Raw genomic sequence first — 15,939 nt, 5'->3', positions numbered from 1 at the left:
GGCACGCTACGAGCACATCCATGTGCGCTTGACTCCGGCCATCCATGGCCGGAGACATCCCCGGGAAGCCCTCCGCACCACCGTCGCAATCTTTAGCAGTGGCCTTCTCAAAACGCAGGTCAGATTACGGCTTTGCCTGATCCGATCTACTCCTTAATCCGATACTCTGCCGAGCGAGCATGCGCCGTAAGCCCCTCACCGCGGGCCAGAACCGAAGCCACCCGTCCCATCCTGTCTGCACCCGCAGCAGAAAATCCGATAATGGAAGACCGCTTCTGGAAGTCATAGACACCGAGTGGCGATGAAAACCGCGCCGTACCCGAGGTTGGCAACACGTGGTTCGGGCCGGCACAGTAGTCACCCAGTGCCTCAGCCGTATACCGGCCCATGAAAATAGCACCGGCGTGACGGATGTCTTGCAGCAGGCTTTCCGGGTCTTCCACCGAGAGTTCGAGGTGCTCGGGGGCAATGCGATTGGAAACCCGAGCGGCCTCTGACAGATCCGCCACGTGAATCAGCGCAGCGCGGTCTGCCATGGACGCGGCGATAATCTCGGCCCGTTCCATGGTGGGCAGCAGTTTGTTGATGCTGGTTTCCACTGCGTCGAGGAAGGCGGCGTCGGGGCTGATCAGAATGGACTGGGCCTGCTCGTCGTGCTCGGCCTGGGAAAACAGGTCCATGGCGATCCAGTCCGGGTCGGTTTTACCATCGCAGATCACCAGGATTTCCGAGGGGCCGGCAATCATGTCGATGCCAACAGTACCGAAGACTTCCCGTTTTGCGGTGGCAACGAAGATATTGCCGGGGCCGACAATCTTGTCAACGGCCGGAATGGTCTCGGTGCCATAAGCCAGAGCGCCAACCGCCTGGGCTCCACCCACACAAAACACCCGGTCGACACCCGCAATTGCCGCAGAAGCCAGCACCATATCGTTCACCACCCCATCAGGCGTGGGAACGACCATAATAACCTCACCCACCCCCGCAACCTTCGCAGGTATTGCGTTCATCAACACGGAGGAGGGATAAGCAGCCTTACCCCCGGGCACGTACAAACCTGCACGGTCCAGCGGCGTTACCTTCTGGCCCAGTACCGTGCCGTCTTGGTCTTCGTACTGCCAGGACTTCTGATTCTGACGCTCGTGATAATCCCGAACCCGCTCGGCCGCCTTCTCAAGCGCTACTCGCTGATCCTGGGGAATTGACTCCAGCGCCTTCTGCAACCGGTCCTGCCCTATCTCCAACTCGGCAACAGAGCCAACCTTCAATCGGTCAAATTTCTCGGTAAACTCCAGAACCGCGGCATCGCCATGGGTTTTCACTTCATGCAGGATATGACGAACCGACTCATTCACCTGATGATCAACACTGTCATCCCACGCCAGCAACTTGGCCAGCGCACTGTCAAAGTCACTCTGGGAGGCGTTCAATCGTTTGATGTTGATATCAGTCATTTCGTCTTTCCTGGTTTGCGGAAGCTCTCCGCCGCGGTTTGAAAAGTCTAACTGGTTCGAAGATACGGCAAAGGCCGGGGAACGGCTCAGGAAGGGTTTTCCAAAACTGTACGGAGCCATGGATGGCGGAGTCCAAGCGTCACATGGATGTGCCGAAGGAGCGTGTTTTGGAAAACCCTTCCTGGGCCGTTCTTACTCCCAAGCCCGCCGCTTATCCACAGCAGCCGACATCTTCTCAATTATGGGATTAATACCCGCGTGTTTCATCTTCATGGACGCACGATTCACAACCAAGCGACTACTGATATGCTCAATGAGCTCACGAGCCTCGAGACCGTTCGCTTTCAGGGTATTGCCGGTATCGACGATATCAACGATTTCATCAGCCAGACCAAGGATGGGCGCAAGCTCCATGGCACCGTAAAGTTTGATGATGTCCGCCTGTCGTCCCTGGGCGGCGTAATAACGGCGCGCCAGATTCACGAACTTGGTCGCCACACGCAGCCGACCTTCCGGGGCTTTGGTATCCTTCTTGCCGGCCGTCATCAGCCGGCACCGGGAAATATTCAGGTCCAGCGGCTCATAAAGCCCCTCACCGCCATGCTCCATCAGCACGTCCTTGCCGGTCACGCCCAGGTCAGCCCCGCCGTACTGCACATAGGTCGGTACATCCGTCGCGCGAAGGATCAATATGCGCACATTGGGATCCGTAGTGGGAAACACCAGCTTGCGGGACTTTTTGACATCGTCGACCAGTTCAATCCCCGCCTCTTTCAACAGCGGCAGGGTCTCGTCGAGGATTCGTCCCTTCGACAGCGCGATGGTGATGGAGTCGGTCATGCGTCCTTCCGGTTCAATGTGTTCAGGCTGGCAGGCGGCGGATACTGGCGCCCAGCAGCTGCAGTTTCTCTTCGATACACTCGTAACCGCGGTCGATGTGGTAAATGCGGTCCACGATGGTGTCGCCGTCTGCCACCAACCCGGCGATGACCAGGCTGGCAGAGGCCCGCAGATCCGTTGCCATGACCGGTGCCCCGGTGAGGTGGTCCACGCCCTTGATGATGGCGGCGTTGCCCTCCAGAGTGATATCCGCGCCCATGCGAATCAGTTCCTGCAGGTGCATGAAGCGGTTTTCGAACACCGTTTCCACAATGGTACCTGTGCCTTCAGCCACTGCGTTCATGGCGGCAAACTGGGCCTGCATGTCCGTGGGGAACGCGGGGTATGGCGCAGTCCGGATATTCACCGCCTTCGGCTGGTTCCCTTTCATGTCCAGGGATATCCAGTCCTTGCCGGTGTCGATATGGGCACCGGCTTCTTCCAGCTTCAGCAGGACAGCTTCCAGCAGGTCCTCGCGGGTATCCTTGAGCTTCACCCGACCCCGGGAGGCGGCTGCAGCGACCAGGTAGGTGCCGGTTTCGACACGATCCGGCAGCACGTCGTAATGGCAGCCGTGAAGCCGCTCGACGCCGTTGATTTCAATGGTCGCAGAGCCGTGGCCCTTGATGTCCGCACCCATGGCGATCAGGCATTCCGCCAGATCCACCACTTCCGGTTCCCGCGCTGCGTTCTCGAGGATGGTTGTCCCATCCGCCAGCGCGGCGGCCATCATCAGGTTCTCGGTACCGGTTACGGTGACGGTATCGAGGAAAATATGAGCGCCTTTCAGGCGGCCATTGGTCTTCGCCTTGATATAGCCGTTCTCAACCTTGATCTCGGCACCCATCATTTCCAGGCCGTGGATGTGCAGGTTCACCGGCCGGCTACCGATGGCACAGCCACCGGGAAGAGACACCTCTGCCTCGCCGAAGTGCGCCACCAGCGGCCCCAGCACCAGGATCGAGGCGCGCATGGTTTTTACCAGTTCGTAAGGCGCGTGAAACTGCTTGATGGTATTGGCGTGGACCTCGACGCTCATCTTCTCGTCGATCATCAACTCCACGCCCATGCGACCAAGCAGTTCGATCATGGTGGTAACGTCGTTCAGGTGCGGCAGGTTACCCACGGTAACCGGCTCGTCCGCCAGCAGAGTGGCTGCCAGAATCGGGAGCGCAGCGTTCTTGGCGCCGGAAATCCGGATCTCGCCATCCAGAGGCTTGCGGCCCCTGATCAGAAGTTTATCCACAGTTATATCCTGTTGTTTGCGGGCATCAGCCCTTGCGCGCTTCCCACTCAGCCGGGGTAAAGGCTTTCGGATGCAGGGCGTGAATGGTGCCGTCGAGAATGTGCTGGAAAAGCGCCTTGTTGATCAGCTGTTGCCGCTTAATTGTCGGCAAGCCCTCAAAAACGTCACCAACCACAACGACCATGTAATGGTTGCCGTCAACCTGCACCTGAACCTCGCAATCGGGCAGTGCCTCTTTAACCAGTTCGGCAACTTCGGTGGCTTCCATAAAAAATCCTCGGGCGTTTTGAAATCAGGGGCGGGATTGTAACCAATTATGGCGCCCGGGTCAGCTATGGTCCCGGTTTTCAGGGGAGTCAGGCGATGGGAAGCCCGGCAACTGCTCGTCAAGGCCGCTCAGGGCGGCAAGTGAACCCAGCCGTTCGCTGACACCGGTAAAGCGGAGATTTTGACTGCGCCCGCGCGCCAGGCGCTGCCAGCAGAGCAGCAGGGAAAGCACCACACTGTGTGCGGTGCCCATTGCAGAGAGATCCACCACCAGATCCGCTTTGCTGCCCAGAATGAGTGCCTCACCCTCTTTCCTGAGGGCAACCACGGTCAGCGGGTCAATATGACCGCTGACCGTCAGCGTGTCATTGTCGAGCCTGACCATGGCCTCGGCAGAGGTCATGATTTGTCGGCTTCGCCTTCCAGGTCCAGGGAGTCAACGGCGTCACCCCAGCCGTCGATCGCGGCCTGAACTTCACCGCCGTTTTTCTCCATCTCCTGACTGAACCGATCACGGAACGCCAGACCGATGTTGATGCCCTCAACGATGACGTTTTCCATCATCCAGCGGCCGTCCTTGGTCTGGTACATGGAATAGGCCACCGGATAGCGGTTCCCCGAAGCGCTGGTCACCTCCATGCGCACGGATGCCCGCTGATCATTGTCGGGATTGATGACGGCATCTTTTACCTCGATGGTAAAATCGTCAGTACTCACCAGCGCCTGAGCATAGCTGTCAAAGAGGCTGCGCTTGAATTTTTCCACGAACTCGTCACGCTGCTCCGGGGACGCCTGGCGCGCATACCGTCCCATCACCCGCGCGGCAATCCTGCGAAAGTCGACAAAGCCTTCCAGCTCCTGCTCCATGCTGCGGTAAAAGGCCTGGGGATCTTTTTCATACAGGCCCTTTTCTTCGTGGAGCTTGTCCACCAGCTGCTGGGTATTTTCATCCACGTACTCAAGCAGGTCTTTCTCGGGGCTGGCGTGAACCGGAACCGCCACAGCGGTCATTATTAATGCAACTAGCAGCAGGCTGTGCCTGATCAGAACCATGGTTATCTCCTGTGAACCATTTGCTTGCGTTTTACTGCCCGGAGGCAAAGTTGGATATTATTCGTTCAAGGTTCATGGCGGACTGCGTGGAGTAAAAGGTATCCCCGTCATTGAGGGATTCCATGTCGCCGCCCACCGAAATATCAATGTACTGCTCACCAAGCAGACCGGATGTACGTATTACTGCTGCGGAGTCGGCAGGAATGTTATCCACGCTCTTGTTGACGTCGATAACCACCCGTGCCTGGAAGGTTTCGCTGTTGAGGGTAATCTCGCGGATACTGCCGACGGTTACTCCAGCCATGGACACCCGGGCCCGGGGCGTCAGGCCGCCGGCGTCGTTGAAATTGGCGTAGAGTGTGTAGGAACTCTCCGGCGCCTTTGGCGATAAGCCGCTGACCTGCAGCGCCAGAAACATCATGGCCGCAATGCCGGCAATCATGAACAGCCCGACAATGATTTCTGTTGTTCTCTGTGCCATGACGGCCCCCTGTGTCCAGTTGTTTCATTATACCGCGATCAGAAGTCGCCAAACATGACGGCGGTGAGCACAAAATCCAGCCCCAGCACCGCCAGCGACGAGTACACCACGGTCTTGGTGGTGGCAGAGCTGATACCCGCCGAGGTAGGCACGCAGTCATAGCCCTGGTAGACCGCAATCCAGGTGCACACAAACCCGAACACCACGCTCTTGATGACTCCGTTGAGCACATCCGCGGTAAAACTCACCGAAGACTGCATATTGCCCCAGAACGAGCCCTCGAAAACCCCCAGCCACTCAACGCCCACCAGCATGCCGCCCCAGATGCCGACCACCGAGAACACCGCCGCCAGAATGGGCACCGCGATAAAACCTGCCCAGAGCCTGGGCGCAATCACCCGGCGAAGCGGGTCCACCCCCATCATTTCCATACTGGAAAGCTGTTCGGTGGTTTTCATCAAACCGATTTCAGCCGTTAATGCCGAGCCGGCACGGCCCGCGAACAGCAACGCCGTCACCACCGGGCCAAGCTCCCGCACCAGCGTCAGGGCAATCATCTGGCCGATGGCCGCTTCCGAGCCGTAATCACTGAGAATGGTGTAACCCTGCAACCCCAGCACCATGCCAATGAACAGACCGGAAACCACGATAATGGCCAGGGACAGCACGCCGATCGAATACAGCTGCTTGAGCAACAGCGGGAAGGCCACCGAGGGTTTTGACACGCCGCCCAGAACCCCGGCCAGAAAACGACCGGAGCGCCCCAGGGAGGCGATGATCGCAAGCCCCAGTCGGCCAAATGCCGCCAGCCTGTCCATCATCGGCTGCTCCCGCCAATACCCCAGTCCTGCCCTGCCTCCGCCGCGGGGTAATGAAAAGGTACCGGCCCATCCGGATGTCCGTGCAGAAACTGCTGCACCTGCTCCGACGGATGCGCCCGCAACTCTTCCGGCGACCCATCCCCGATAACCTGACCATCGGCCACAATGCAGGCGTAGTGGCAGATACTCAGGGACTCCTGCACATCGTGGGAAACCATCACACTGGTCAGACCCATGGAGCTGTTCAGATCCCGGATCAGCTTGATCAGTACCCCCATGGCGATCGGGTCCTGGCCGGTAAACGGCTCGTCATACATAATCAGTTCCGGATCCAGCGCGATGCTGCGGGCCAGCGCCACCCTGCGGGTCATGCCCCCGGACAGCTCAGCGGGCATCAGCTCGCGGGCTCCGCGCAGGCCCACCGCCTCCAGCTTCATAAGCACGATATCCCGGATCATGTCTTCCGGCAGCGCGGTATGAACACGCAATGGAAAGGCCACGTTCTCGAATACGCTGAGGTCGGTGAACAGGGCACCACTCTGGAACAGCATGCCCATTTTTTCCCGCAGGCGGTACAGAGCCTTGCGCTTGAGCCGCGGCACATCCTCGCCCGCCACCCTGATGGTGCCGGAATCCGGCCGTAACTGGCCGCCGATCAGCCTCAGCAGAGTGGTTTTGCCGGTGCCACTGGGGCCCATAATAGCGGTGATTTTCCCACGGGGAATGTCGAGGCTGACTCCGTCGAAAATACGACGATCACCGCGGGTGAACACCACGTCTCTGAGCTCGATGTAGGGGGAAGTGTCCATGCCTGTTTCCGGTAACCGCCTGGGTGCTGCAGGGCCTGACGCGGATAGTCAGCCACCCTCGATGTGTGCGTACATTATGCCAAGCCGCCGATAACCTCAATCCATGCTTCGTAAAATGAAGTGATATCAGTGTCCGGTTTTGCTGAACGTCTTGTCATGTAGGCAGCCAGACGCACTGAAGTGATATACTCTCGCCACTACGAAAAGCATTAACATTTTCAACCCGGGTACCAGATGAACACTGAAATGAGTGACAAGTTCCGAGAATCCGCCCTGCGGGCCATCGCCATCGAACGTGACGCCATCCACGCATTGACCGACCGGATCGATGAGCACTTCGTTCGCGCCTGCGAGGTCATCATGGCCTGCAAGGGCCGCGTGGTGGTGACCGGCATGGGAAAGTCCGGCCATATCGGCAACAAGATTGCCGCCACCCTGGCCAGCACCGGTACACCCTCCTTTTTCGTGCACCCGGGCGAAGCCAGCCATGGTGACCTGGGGATGATCACCAGCCAGGACGTGGTGCTGGGCATCTCCAACAGCGGTAACACCAGTGAGGTGCTGACCATACTGCCGCTGATCAAACGCATGGGTGCCCCTTTAATCAGCATGACCGGCAATCACAGCTCCACCCTGGCGCGGGAAGCCGTCGCCAATCTGGATGTCAGCGTCGCACTGGAAGCCTGCCCTCTCGGGCTGGCGCCCACCTCCAGCACCACCGCCACTCTGGTGATGGGCGATGCCCTGGCGGTCGCCCTGCTGGAGGCCCGCGGCTTCAGCACCGAGGACTTCGCACTGTCGCATCCCGGTGGCACCCTGGGCCGCCGGCTTTTGCTCCGGGTTTCCGAAATCATGCACACGGGTGACCGTATCCCTCGGGTGCAGGAAGACACCACCCTCAGCGGCGCACTGCTGGAAATTTCCCGCAAGGGGCTGGGTATGACCACGGTCGTCAACGCTGCTGGTGACCTGGTGGGCGTGTTCACCGATGGTGACCTGCGGCGGACCCTGGATCGCTCCGTGGATATCCACAATACGCCCATCGTGGAAGTCATGACGCGCAACGGCCGCATCATCCACGATGATCAGCTCGCCGCCGAAGCCCTCAAGATGATGGAGGATCTGAAGATCAATGCCCTGCCGGTGATTGACCGTGATGGCAAGCTGACCGGAGCCATCAACATGCACGACCTGCTGCGGGCCGGGGTGATCTGATGGCAATTGCGCAGCGTCCCCAATGGCCCGCAGAGGTTGTGGAAAAAGCAGCTGCCATCCGCCTGCTGGCGCTGGACGTGGACGGCATCATGACCGACGGTAAACTGTTTTTCAGCGCCTCGGGGGATGAACTGAAAGCTTTCAACATTCTCGATGGCCTGGGTATCAAGCAGGTGATGGCTGCGGGTATCGACGTCGCGGTGATCACCGGTCGCCGCTCACCCCTAACCGCGAAGCGGATGAATGATCTGGGCATCCCCCACCTGATGCAGGGACGGGAAGACAAAAAAATCGCTCTCGAGGAGCTGGCCGGCAAGCTTGGCCTCTCCGCGCAACAGATCGCCTATATGGGTGACGACCTGCCGGACCTGCCCGCCATCCGCTATGCCGGCCTCGGCATTACGGTGCCCAACGGATACTGGTTTGTGCGCCAGCACGCCGACGTCTGTACGGTCGCCCCCGGTGGCAGTGGCGCGGTGAGAGAGGCCTGTGAGCTGCTGCTCAGCGCCTGCGGCCAGCTTGATGCCAGCCTGCAAGCCTATCTGGATCACAGCTGATGTCTGCCCTGTCCCTGTTTAACCGCCCTGTGGTAAGAACCTTGTGCCTGGCAGCGACGGTAGTGGCGCTGTTCTTTCTGCTCTGGCAAAGTGATGACCCGTCAGAGCCAATGGAGGCCGCGGACCTGAGGGGCGAATCCGAACCCGACGGCTTTGTGGTTAACGGCAATTACCTGTCGTATGACGAAACGGGGCGGCTGACAACACGGTTCCGGAGCCCGCGGATCGAGCAGTTCGAATCCCGCAACGAAACCGTGATGGAGTCTCCCCGTGCGACCCTTTATGGTGAGGAAGGCGACCCACCCTGGCGGGTTCAGGCCACCAAGGGGCGCTTTCTGGAAACCGATGACCTGGTTCATTTGACCGGGGATGTAAAGGTCGTCCGGGAAGCCCAAGGCGGCAGCCCGCTGACCCTGACAACGACGGCGCTGACCATGAACAACCGGGAACGCACCGTGTACACGGATAAGCCGGTAGAAATGACCGATGCCATCGGCCTGACCACGGCTACCGGAATGAAGGCCTGGATTGATGATCGCATTCTTGAACTCGAATCGCAGGTGGAAGGACGCTATGAGCCTGGCAAATAAATTGCTGCCCCACGGCAGGCCTTCCTGGCTTGCTTCGAAGCCGGTGACGCTGGCAGCCATCTTGCTTGTGTTGTTCGCGCCCGCCTCCCAGGGGTTTGACCTGGAATCGGACGCGCCAATCAGGGTCAAAGCTGACAGCGCACGACTGGACGATGGCCAGGGTATTGCCACCTACACCGGCGCCGTGGATATGACCCAGGGCCAGACCAACCTGACGGCCGACAAGGTCGTGCTCTACCAGGATGAGACCGGCGTCACCCGCATAGAGGCAACCGGCCGGCCCGCACACTACCGGCAGCCGGCAACAGAGGAACAGGGAGAGACCGATGCCCGCGCACTGAGCATCACCTGGTCAGCTTCCGAGGAAAGGGTCACCTTTGAACGCGAGGCGGTTATCGAACAGGATGGCAACCTGTTCCGCGGTGATGTTATCCACTACAACAGTGCGGAGCGCATCGTCACTGCCGAGGGTGCTCCCGACCAGGACGGTGGCCGCGGCCGCGTCGAGATGGTGATCCAGCCACGCAGCGGCTCAAACACGAATCCAGACACACAGGATACCGATGGCAGTTCTCAGAGCCAGTAACCTGGCAAAAAGCTACAAGCAGAAAAAAGTCGTCATCGACGTTTCCCTGGAAATCCGCAGCGGCGAAATCGTCGGGCTGCTGGGCCCCAACGGCGCCGGCAAGACCACCTGCTTCTACATGATCGTGGGGCTGGTTCCCTCCGATCATGGCCGGATCACCATCGATAACCAGGACATTACACCGCTACCCATGCACGGCAGGGCACGCAAGGGTATCGGTTATTTGCCCCAGGAAGCCTCAGTGTTCCGCAAACTGACGGTGCGCGACAACATCATGGCAATTCTGGAGACCCGTCGCGGACTCAGCCGTAGCGATCGTGACGCCAAACTCGAAGAACTGCTTGCCGAGTTCCACATAGCCCACATCCGCGACAGCCTGGGCATGGCCCTGTCCGGAGGTGAGCGCCGGCGCGTGGAGATCGCCCGGGCACTGGCCATGGAGCCGGCTTTTATCCTGCTGGATGAACCCTTTGCAGGGGTGGATCCGATCTCGGTCAGCGATATCAAGCAGATTATCCGGCACCTGCGGGATAAGGGCATTGGTGTGCTGATCACCGACCACAACGTGCGGGAAACCCTCGACATCTGCGAGAACGCCTATATAGTCAGCGGAGGCCACATCATTGCCTCCGGCAACTCCGGCGACATAATGGCCAACCAGCAGGTCAAGGAAGTGTATCTAGGCAATGAATTTCGCCTGTAGTACACTCGGCAAAGAACTTGCTTGGCACGGCAAGTATCGAGCACACAAAGAGTTTTTGTGCAACCCAAACTCCCTGGTGAGTCCGCGAGCGACCGAGTGACGGATCCTGAACTATGGTTATGAAAGCCTCATTACAGTTAAAGCTGGGTCAAAGCCTGACCATGACGCCCCAGCTGCAACAGGCAATCAGGCTTCTGCAACTTTCGACCCTCGACCTCCAGCAGGAAATCCAGCAGGCGCTGGAATCCAATCCCATGCTGGAAACCTCCGAAGACGACGACAACCAGAATCCGGAGCCAGCGGCCAACGAAAACGATGCCGCAGACAGTTCATCATCCGAGGATTCGAATACCGCCGCCGAGTCGACGCCAGACTGGGACGAGTCTGAAAACGGGCCCGACTGGTCGTCGGAAACCGACAGCCCCGACACCATTCCCGATGATCTCCCGGTGGACACTGCCTGGGACGACATCTACCAGTCGGCACCGGCGTCATCGGCCCGCAACGATGATGAAAACGACAACGATTTTGAAACCCGCAACTCGCCCACGGAAACCCTCCATGACCACCTTGAGTGGCAACTGAACCTGACTCCCCTGAGCGAGCGGGACCAGGCGATTGCCCACGCCCTGATGGACGCGGTTGATAACCACGGCTACCTGACCTCCCCGCTGGAGGAGATCCATTCGGGCATGGTGGACGAGTCCGACGAAGACCCGCTTGAAATGGACGAGGTGGAAGCCGTGCTTCACCGGCTGCAGCATTTCGACCCCCCCGGTGTCTTTGCCCGGAACCTCCAGGAGTGCCTGCTGATCCAGCTCGCCCAGCTACCGCCGGAGACGCCCTGGCTGGCCCAGGCGCGGCTGGTGATTACCCATTACATCAATCTGCTGGGTAACCGTGATTACGCCCAGCTGCTGCGGCGCAGCCGCCTGAAGGAAGACCAGTTACGGGAAGTTCTGGCCCTGATTACCGGGCTGAACCCGCGCCCGGGCGACACCCTCGACCAGGCCGAGCCGGACTACGTTATCCCGGATGTCATCGTGCGCAAGCACAATGAGCGCTGGCGAGTGGAGCTGAATCCGGAGATTGCACCGCGCATTCGCGTCAATGCCAGCTATGCGTCTCTGATAAAGCGTGCCGACAGCAGTGCCGACAACACCTATCTGCGCGACCAGCTGCAGGAAGCGAAGTGGTTTATCAAGAGCCTGCAGAGCCGTAACGAAACACTGCTCAAGGTAGCCACCCGGATTGTCGAGCACCAGCAGGGTTTCCTGGACCATGGCGAGGAATACATGAAGCCGTTGATCCTGTCGGACATTGCCCAGGCCGTGGAAATGCATGAATCGACCATTTCCAGGGTAACTACCCAAAAGTACATGCACACGCCGCGAGGCATATTCGAACTCAAGTATTTTTTCTCAAGCCATGTCAGCACTGACGAGGGCGGAGAGTGTTCCTCTACGGCCATCCGGGCCATGATCAAAAAGCTGATTGCAACGGAAACCCCGAAAAAGCCATTGAGCGATAGTAAAATTGCAGCCATGCTAGGAGAACAGGGTATCAAGGTAGCGAGAAGAACCGTGGCCAAGTACCGTGAGGCAATGCATATTCCTCCGTCCAACGAGAGAAAGCGACTGGTGTAGTAAAAATCCGATAACAGGAGAAGCCAATGCAACTCAATATTTCAGGCCATCACGTAGAACTGACCCCCGCGCTGAAAGATTACGTATCAGGCAAGTTTGAAAAGCTTGAACGGCACTTCGACCACATCAGCAATTGCCAGGTCACCCTGGAGGTCGAAAAGGTCCGCCAGATGGCGGAAGCGACGCTTCACGTGATAGGTGGTGAAATTCACGCAAAGGCCGAAGACAGCGATATGTACGCCGCCATTGATGCATTGGTGGACAAGCTGGACAGGCAGATCCTGAAGCACAAGGAAAAGAATGTTGACCGGATGCATGGAAACGGTGCCCGTTAGGCCAACCCGCTCCGTGCTTTAAAGTTAATCGAGCTGCGGTGCTGACCGATATCTTGAGTACAGGATAGACAGCGCCGCAGCCTTTTTTTACGGAACTGCAGTCGATTCATGAGCGACACACCCCTGACTATCGAGAACATTCTCGCGCCGGAGCTGGCCCTTTGCCGGGTACCCGCCTCCAGCAAGAAGCGGGTTATGGAAACCATCGCCGAGCAGATCCAGCAACACGATCCGTCGCTCAGCGATACCGAGATATTCAACAACCTGGTCTCGCGGGAGCGACTCGGGAGCACGGGCATTGGCCAGGGTATCGCCATTCCCCACTGCCGCCTGGAAGGGCTCGATCGCGTGGTAGGCGCCTTGCTGACACTGGAAGAGGGTGTCGCCTTCGACGCCATCGACAACCAGCCGGTGGACCTGGTCTTTGCGCTGATTGTTCCCAAGGAAGCGACCAGCGAACACCTTGAACTGCTCAGCCAACTGGCCGAAAAGTTCAACGAAAAAGCGTTCTGCGATCAGCTCCGCCAGTGTACCGACGCGGACTCTCTCTATCGCCGGATGACCGTCGAGGGAAGCTGAACCACTCCGGATTCGAGGAATATGGGCTATGAAACTGATTATCGTCAGCGGCCGCTCTGGCTCTGGTAAAAGTACGGCCCTGCATGTGCTGGAAGACCTGGGTTTCTACTGCATCGACAACCTTCCTATCGGGTTGCTGTTCCCTTTGACGCGGGAAGCCGCCACCCAGAGCTCACCGGGCCGCCTGAGCAAAATGGCGGTGAGCATTGATGCCCGCAATCTGTCCGGCGAGCTCAGTAACTTTGAAGACATCTACCGCAGCCTTCAGGACACCGGTGTCGCCATCGAGGTTATCTACCTGGACGCCGATGAGCAGTCCCTGCTGCAGCGATTCCACGCCACCCGGCGCAAGCATCCCCTGAGTGACGACAGGACCTCACTGCGGGAGGCCATCGGTAACGAGAAGCAGCTGCTCGAACCCCTGTCGAAACTGGCCGACCTCTACATCAATACCACCGGCCTGTCCATGTACGAGCTGCGGGACATGATCAAACAGCGGGTGGCCGGGCGCAAGGACCAGGAACTGGCACTGCTGTTCCAGTCATTTGGCTTCAAGCACGGGGTACCCCTGGATTCGGATTACGTGTTTGACGTCCGCTGCCTGCCCAACCCCTACTGGGATACCAGCCTGCGGAAATTCATCGGGACCGACCAGCCGGTTATCGATTTCCTGGAGAAGGAACCCCTGAGCCGAAAAATGGTGGATGACCTGACTCAGTTTCTGGAAAGCTGGCTGCCTTCTTTTGCCGACAGCAACCGCAGTTATATGACCATTTCCATCGGCTGCACCGGCGGCCAGCATCGCTCGGTGTATATCTGCGAGCAACTGGGCCGTCTTTTCGCGAGCAAGTACAGTAATGTGCAGGTCCGGCACACGGAATTGCCCCACCTGCAAAACCGGGAAGGCTGAGACGTTTATGATCCGCCGCCCTGTCACCATCATCAACAAACTCGGGCTTCATGCCCGCGCAGCTGCCAAACTGGTGGCGAAGGCATCGGAATTCGACAGCAGCATCCAGATCAGCCGTAATGGACGCCAGGTAGACGCCAAGAGCATCATGCCGGTGATGATGCTGGCTGCCAGCCAGGGAACGGAGGTAGAGCTGATTGTAGACGGGCCTGACGAAGCCGAAGCCGTGGATGGACTGGTGGCGCTGATTGATGACTATTTCGGTGAGGGCCAATAGCCAGGGATCCCAACCCGGCCTGGCCAAGACATTCACCTACAACTCTTTCTCACCTATGCAACCTAACTTCGCTATAATAGGGAGTTTTCTGACTGTGGGTGATCCATGACCGATATTCTGGAGAAAAGCCAGGCTCGCCAACGCCTTCGCTCCCTGAGCGAAGCGCTGGACAGTGGTGCCCTGAAACAGGTTGCCCGTATCCTCAATGGTGGCCTGAGCCCCAGCGACATCGCCCACCTGCTGGAATCTTCCCCGCCCCGTCAGCGGGCGCTGCTGTGGAATCTGGTCGACAAGCAACTGGAAGGCGAAGTCCTCCAGTACCTCAATGATGATATCCGCGGCTACTTCCTGAGCCAGTTGAACGCCCAGGAACTGGCGGACATCATCGAGGATTTCGAGTCGGATGACCTAGCCGACCTGCTGCAACAGCTGCCGGATACGGTGATCCAGGAAGTCCTGGACACCATGGACGAGCAGGACCGCCAGCGCGTGGAGGAAGTGCTCTCCTATCCGGAGGACACCGCCGGCGGCCTGATGAACACGGACACCATCACGGTGCGCCCTGACATCAGTATCGATGTGGTCTTGCGTTACCTGCGCCGTCACCGCAACCTGCCACCGATGACCGACAGCCTGATCGTGGTCAGCCGGCGGGACGAATTCATCGGTATGCTGCCGATTACCAAAATGCTGGTTTCCAACCCGGCCGCGACTGTGCGGGAGGTGATGGACACCGACATCGAGCCGATACCGGTCACGCTCTCGGACAACAAGGTCGCCACCCTGTTCGAGCGCTACGATCTGATCTCGGCACCGGTGGTGAGCGAGGAAGGCAAGCTGCTGGGCCGGATCACCATCGATGACGTGGTTGACGTTATCCGGGAGGATGCCGACCACTCCCTGATGAGCATGGCTGGCCTGGACGAGGATGAAGACACCTTCGCGCCGATTTTCAAGACTACCCGGCGCCGGGCTGTGTGGCTGGGCATCAATCTGCTCACCGCCTTTACCGCCTCCGCCGTGATCGGCCTGTTTGAAGCCACCATCGAGAAGGTGGTGGCATTGGCGGTACTGATGCCTATCGTGGCCTCCATGGGCGGTATCGCCGGCAGCCAGACCCTGACCCTGGTGATCCGCGGCATGGCCGTAGGCCAGATCAGCGGTGCCAACGTGGGCTGGCTGCTGAACCGCGAGTTTGTCGCCGGCGCCCTGAACGGGCTGCTTTGGGCCCTTGTGGTCGCCTCCGCCGCCACCCTCTGGTTCAAGGACATCATGATCGGCGCCATTATTGCCGCCGCACTGATCATCAACCTGATTGCAGCAGCGCTGGTGGGTACGGTGTTGCCCCTGTTTCTCAAATCCCGCAACATTGATCCGGCGCTGGCCGGTAGCGTTATACTGACGACGGTAACCGATGTGGTCGGGTTTATGGCCTTCCTGGGCCTGGCGACGATAGTTTATGGATGAAGGGTCTGTCGAATTACGCTGCGCTAATCCGACAAAATTGTACCAATGCAACCGCACGGACTCC

At 58.9% G+C, this 15,939-nt stretch carries 20 protein-coding genes; 11 read left to right on the top strand and 9 right to left on the bottom strand.

The window, feature by feature from the left end; genetic code table 11:
- Positions 1-146: 146 nt before the first annotated feature.
- The 9 genes from hisD to DIT71_RS15050 all read right to left on the bottom strand — a co-directional run bounded on the left by hisD (position 147) and on the right by DIT71_RS15050 (position 7,010).
- The gene (gene hisD / locus DIT71_RS15090) at positions 147-1,454 is read right to left on the bottom strand and encodes a histidinol dehydrogenase (protein ID WP_114614040.1); all 1,308 of its coding nucleotides are present in this window, start codon (positions 1,452-1,454) and stop codon (positions 147-149) included.
- A gap of 192 nt (positions 1,455-1,646) precedes the next feature.
- Complete coding sequence (gene hisG / locus DIT71_RS15085) at positions 1,647-2,294, bottom strand: ATP phosphoribosyltransferase (RefSeq protein WP_114614039.1); 648 nt, start codon at positions 2,292-2,294, stop codon at positions 1,647-1,649.
- Between the two features lie 22 nt (positions 2,295-2,316).
- A complete protein-coding gene (gene murA / locus DIT71_RS15080; RefSeq protein WP_114614038.1) occupies positions 2,317-3,579 on the bottom strand; it encodes a UDP-N-acetylglucosamine 1-carboxyvinyltransferase in 1,263 nt (420 codons plus the stop codon).
- A gap of 25 nt (positions 3,580-3,604) precedes the next feature.
- A complete protein-coding gene (locus DIT71_RS15075; RefSeq protein WP_114614037.1) occupies positions 3,605-3,847 on the bottom strand; it encodes a BolA family protein in 243 nt (80 codons plus the stop codon).
- 60 nt (positions 3,848-3,907) lie between these two features.
- Positions 3,908-4,249 (bottom strand): STAS domain-containing protein, encoded by a 342-nt coding sequence (locus DIT71_RS15070; RefSeq protein WP_114614036.1) that lies wholly within the window; start codon positions 4,247-4,249, stop codon positions 3,908-3,910.
- The gene (locus DIT71_RS15065) at positions 4,246-4,899 is read right to left on the bottom strand and encodes an MlaC/ttg2D family ABC transporter substrate-binding protein (RefSeq protein WP_114614035.1); all 654 of its coding nucleotides are present in this window, start codon (positions 4,897-4,899) and stop codon (positions 4,246-4,248) included. The genes DIT71_RS15070 and DIT71_RS15065 overlap by 4 nt, the downstream gene beginning before the upstream one ends.
- A 31-nt stretch (positions 4,900-4,930) precedes the next feature.
- Positions 4,931-5,380, bottom strand: a complete 450-nt coding sequence (gene mlaD, locus DIT71_RS15060; protein WP_114614034.1) for an outer membrane lipid asymmetry maintenance protein MlaD — start codon at positions 5,378-5,380, stop codon at positions 4,931-4,933.
- Positions 5,381-5,418: 38 nt separating this feature from the next.
- Positions 5,419-6,201: a lipid asymmetry maintenance ABC transporter permease subunit MlaE gene (mlaE, locus tag DIT71_RS15055; RefSeq protein ID WP_114614033.1), complete on the bottom strand. Its 783-nt coding sequence runs from the start codon at positions 6,199-6,201 to the stop codon at positions 5,419-5,421.
- A complete protein-coding gene (locus DIT71_RS15050; protein ID WP_114614032.1) occupies positions 6,198-7,010 on the bottom strand; it encodes an ABC transporter ATP-binding protein in 813 nt (270 codons plus the stop codon). The genes mlaE and DIT71_RS15050 overlap by 4 nt, the downstream gene beginning before the upstream one ends.
- A 246-nt stretch (positions 7,011-7,256) precedes the next feature.
- Between DIT71_RS15050 and DIT71_RS15045 the strand changes: the two genes are divergently transcribed.
- From DIT71_RS15045 to mgtE, 11 genes are all read left to right on the top strand, one after another.
- Positions 7,257-8,225 carry a KpsF/GutQ family sugar-phosphate isomerase gene (locus DIT71_RS15045; protein ID WP_227538153.1) on the top strand — a complete coding sequence of 323 codons (969 nt, stop codon included), beginning with the start codon at positions 7,257-7,259 and terminating at the stop codon, positions 8,223-8,225.
- A complete protein-coding gene (locus tag DIT71_RS15040; RefSeq protein WP_114614030.1) occupies positions 8,225-8,782 on the top strand; it encodes a KdsC family phosphatase in 558 nt (185 codons plus the stop codon). Before DIT71_RS15045 ends, DIT71_RS15040 begins: the two co-directional genes overlap by 1 nt.
- The gene (gene lptC, locus DIT71_RS15035; protein WP_114614029.1) at positions 8,782-9,372 is read left to right on the top strand and encodes an LPS export ABC transporter periplasmic protein LptC; all 591 of its coding nucleotides are present in this window, start codon (positions 8,782-8,784) and stop codon (positions 9,370-9,372) included. Before DIT71_RS15040 ends, lptC begins: the two co-directional genes overlap by 1 nt.
- The gene (lptA, locus tag DIT71_RS15030; protein WP_199491025.1) at positions 9,356-9,958 is read left to right on the top strand and encodes a lipopolysaccharide transport periplasmic protein LptA; all 603 of its coding nucleotides are present in this window, start codon (positions 9,356-9,358) and stop codon (positions 9,956-9,958) included. The genes lptC and lptA overlap by 17 nt, the downstream gene beginning before the upstream one ends.
- On the top strand, positions 9,936-10,661 hold the full coding sequence (gene lptB / locus DIT71_RS15025) for an LPS export ABC transporter ATP-binding protein (RefSeq protein ID WP_114614028.1): 726 nt from the start codon (positions 9,936-9,938) through the stop codon (positions 10,659-10,661). The genes lptA and lptB overlap by 23 nt, the downstream gene beginning before the upstream one ends.
- A 119-nt stretch (positions 10,662-10,780) precedes the next feature.
- Complete coding sequence (locus DIT71_RS15020) at positions 10,781-12,307, top strand: RNA polymerase factor sigma-54 (protein WP_114614092.1); 1,527 nt, start codon at positions 10,781-10,783, stop codon at positions 12,305-12,307.
- A gap of 26 nt (positions 12,308-12,333) precedes the next feature.
- Positions 12,334-12,642, top strand: a complete 309-nt coding sequence (gene hpf / locus DIT71_RS15015; RefSeq protein ID WP_114614027.1) for a ribosome hibernation promoting factor — start codon at positions 12,334-12,336, stop codon at positions 12,640-12,642.
- A 108-nt stretch (positions 12,643-12,750) separates the two neighbouring features.
- A complete protein-coding gene (gene ptsN, locus DIT71_RS15010; RefSeq protein ID WP_114614026.1) occupies positions 12,751-13,221 on the top strand; it encodes a PTS IIA-like nitrogen regulatory protein PtsN in 471 nt (156 codons plus the stop codon).
- Positions 13,222-13,249: 28 nt separating this feature from the next.
- Positions 13,250-14,131: an RNase adapter RapZ gene (rapZ, locus tag DIT71_RS15005; RefSeq protein ID WP_114614025.1), complete on the top strand. Its 882-nt coding sequence runs from the start codon at positions 13,250-13,252 to the stop codon at positions 14,129-14,131.
- 7 nt (positions 14,132-14,138) lie between these two features.
- Positions 14,139-14,408, top strand: a complete 270-nt coding sequence (locus DIT71_RS15000) for an HPr family phosphocarrier protein (protein ID WP_114614024.1) — start codon at positions 14,139-14,141, stop codon at positions 14,406-14,408.
- Positions 14,409-14,513: 105 nt separating this feature from the next.
- A complete protein-coding gene (gene mgtE / locus DIT71_RS14995; RefSeq protein WP_114614023.1) occupies positions 14,514-15,875 on the top strand; it encodes a magnesium transporter in 1,362 nt (453 codons plus the stop codon).
- Positions 15,876-15,939: the final 64 nt, after the last annotated feature.

The sequence above is a fragment of the Marinobacter vulgaris genome, assembly GCF_003344045.1.
Taxonomy (GTDB): Bacteria; Pseudomonadota; Gammaproteobacteria; order Pseudomonadales; family Oleiphilaceae; genus Marinobacter; species Marinobacter vulgaris.
Note: the sequence above shows the minus strand (reverse complement) of the source record. Positions and strands in the feature narration are given on the sequence as shown.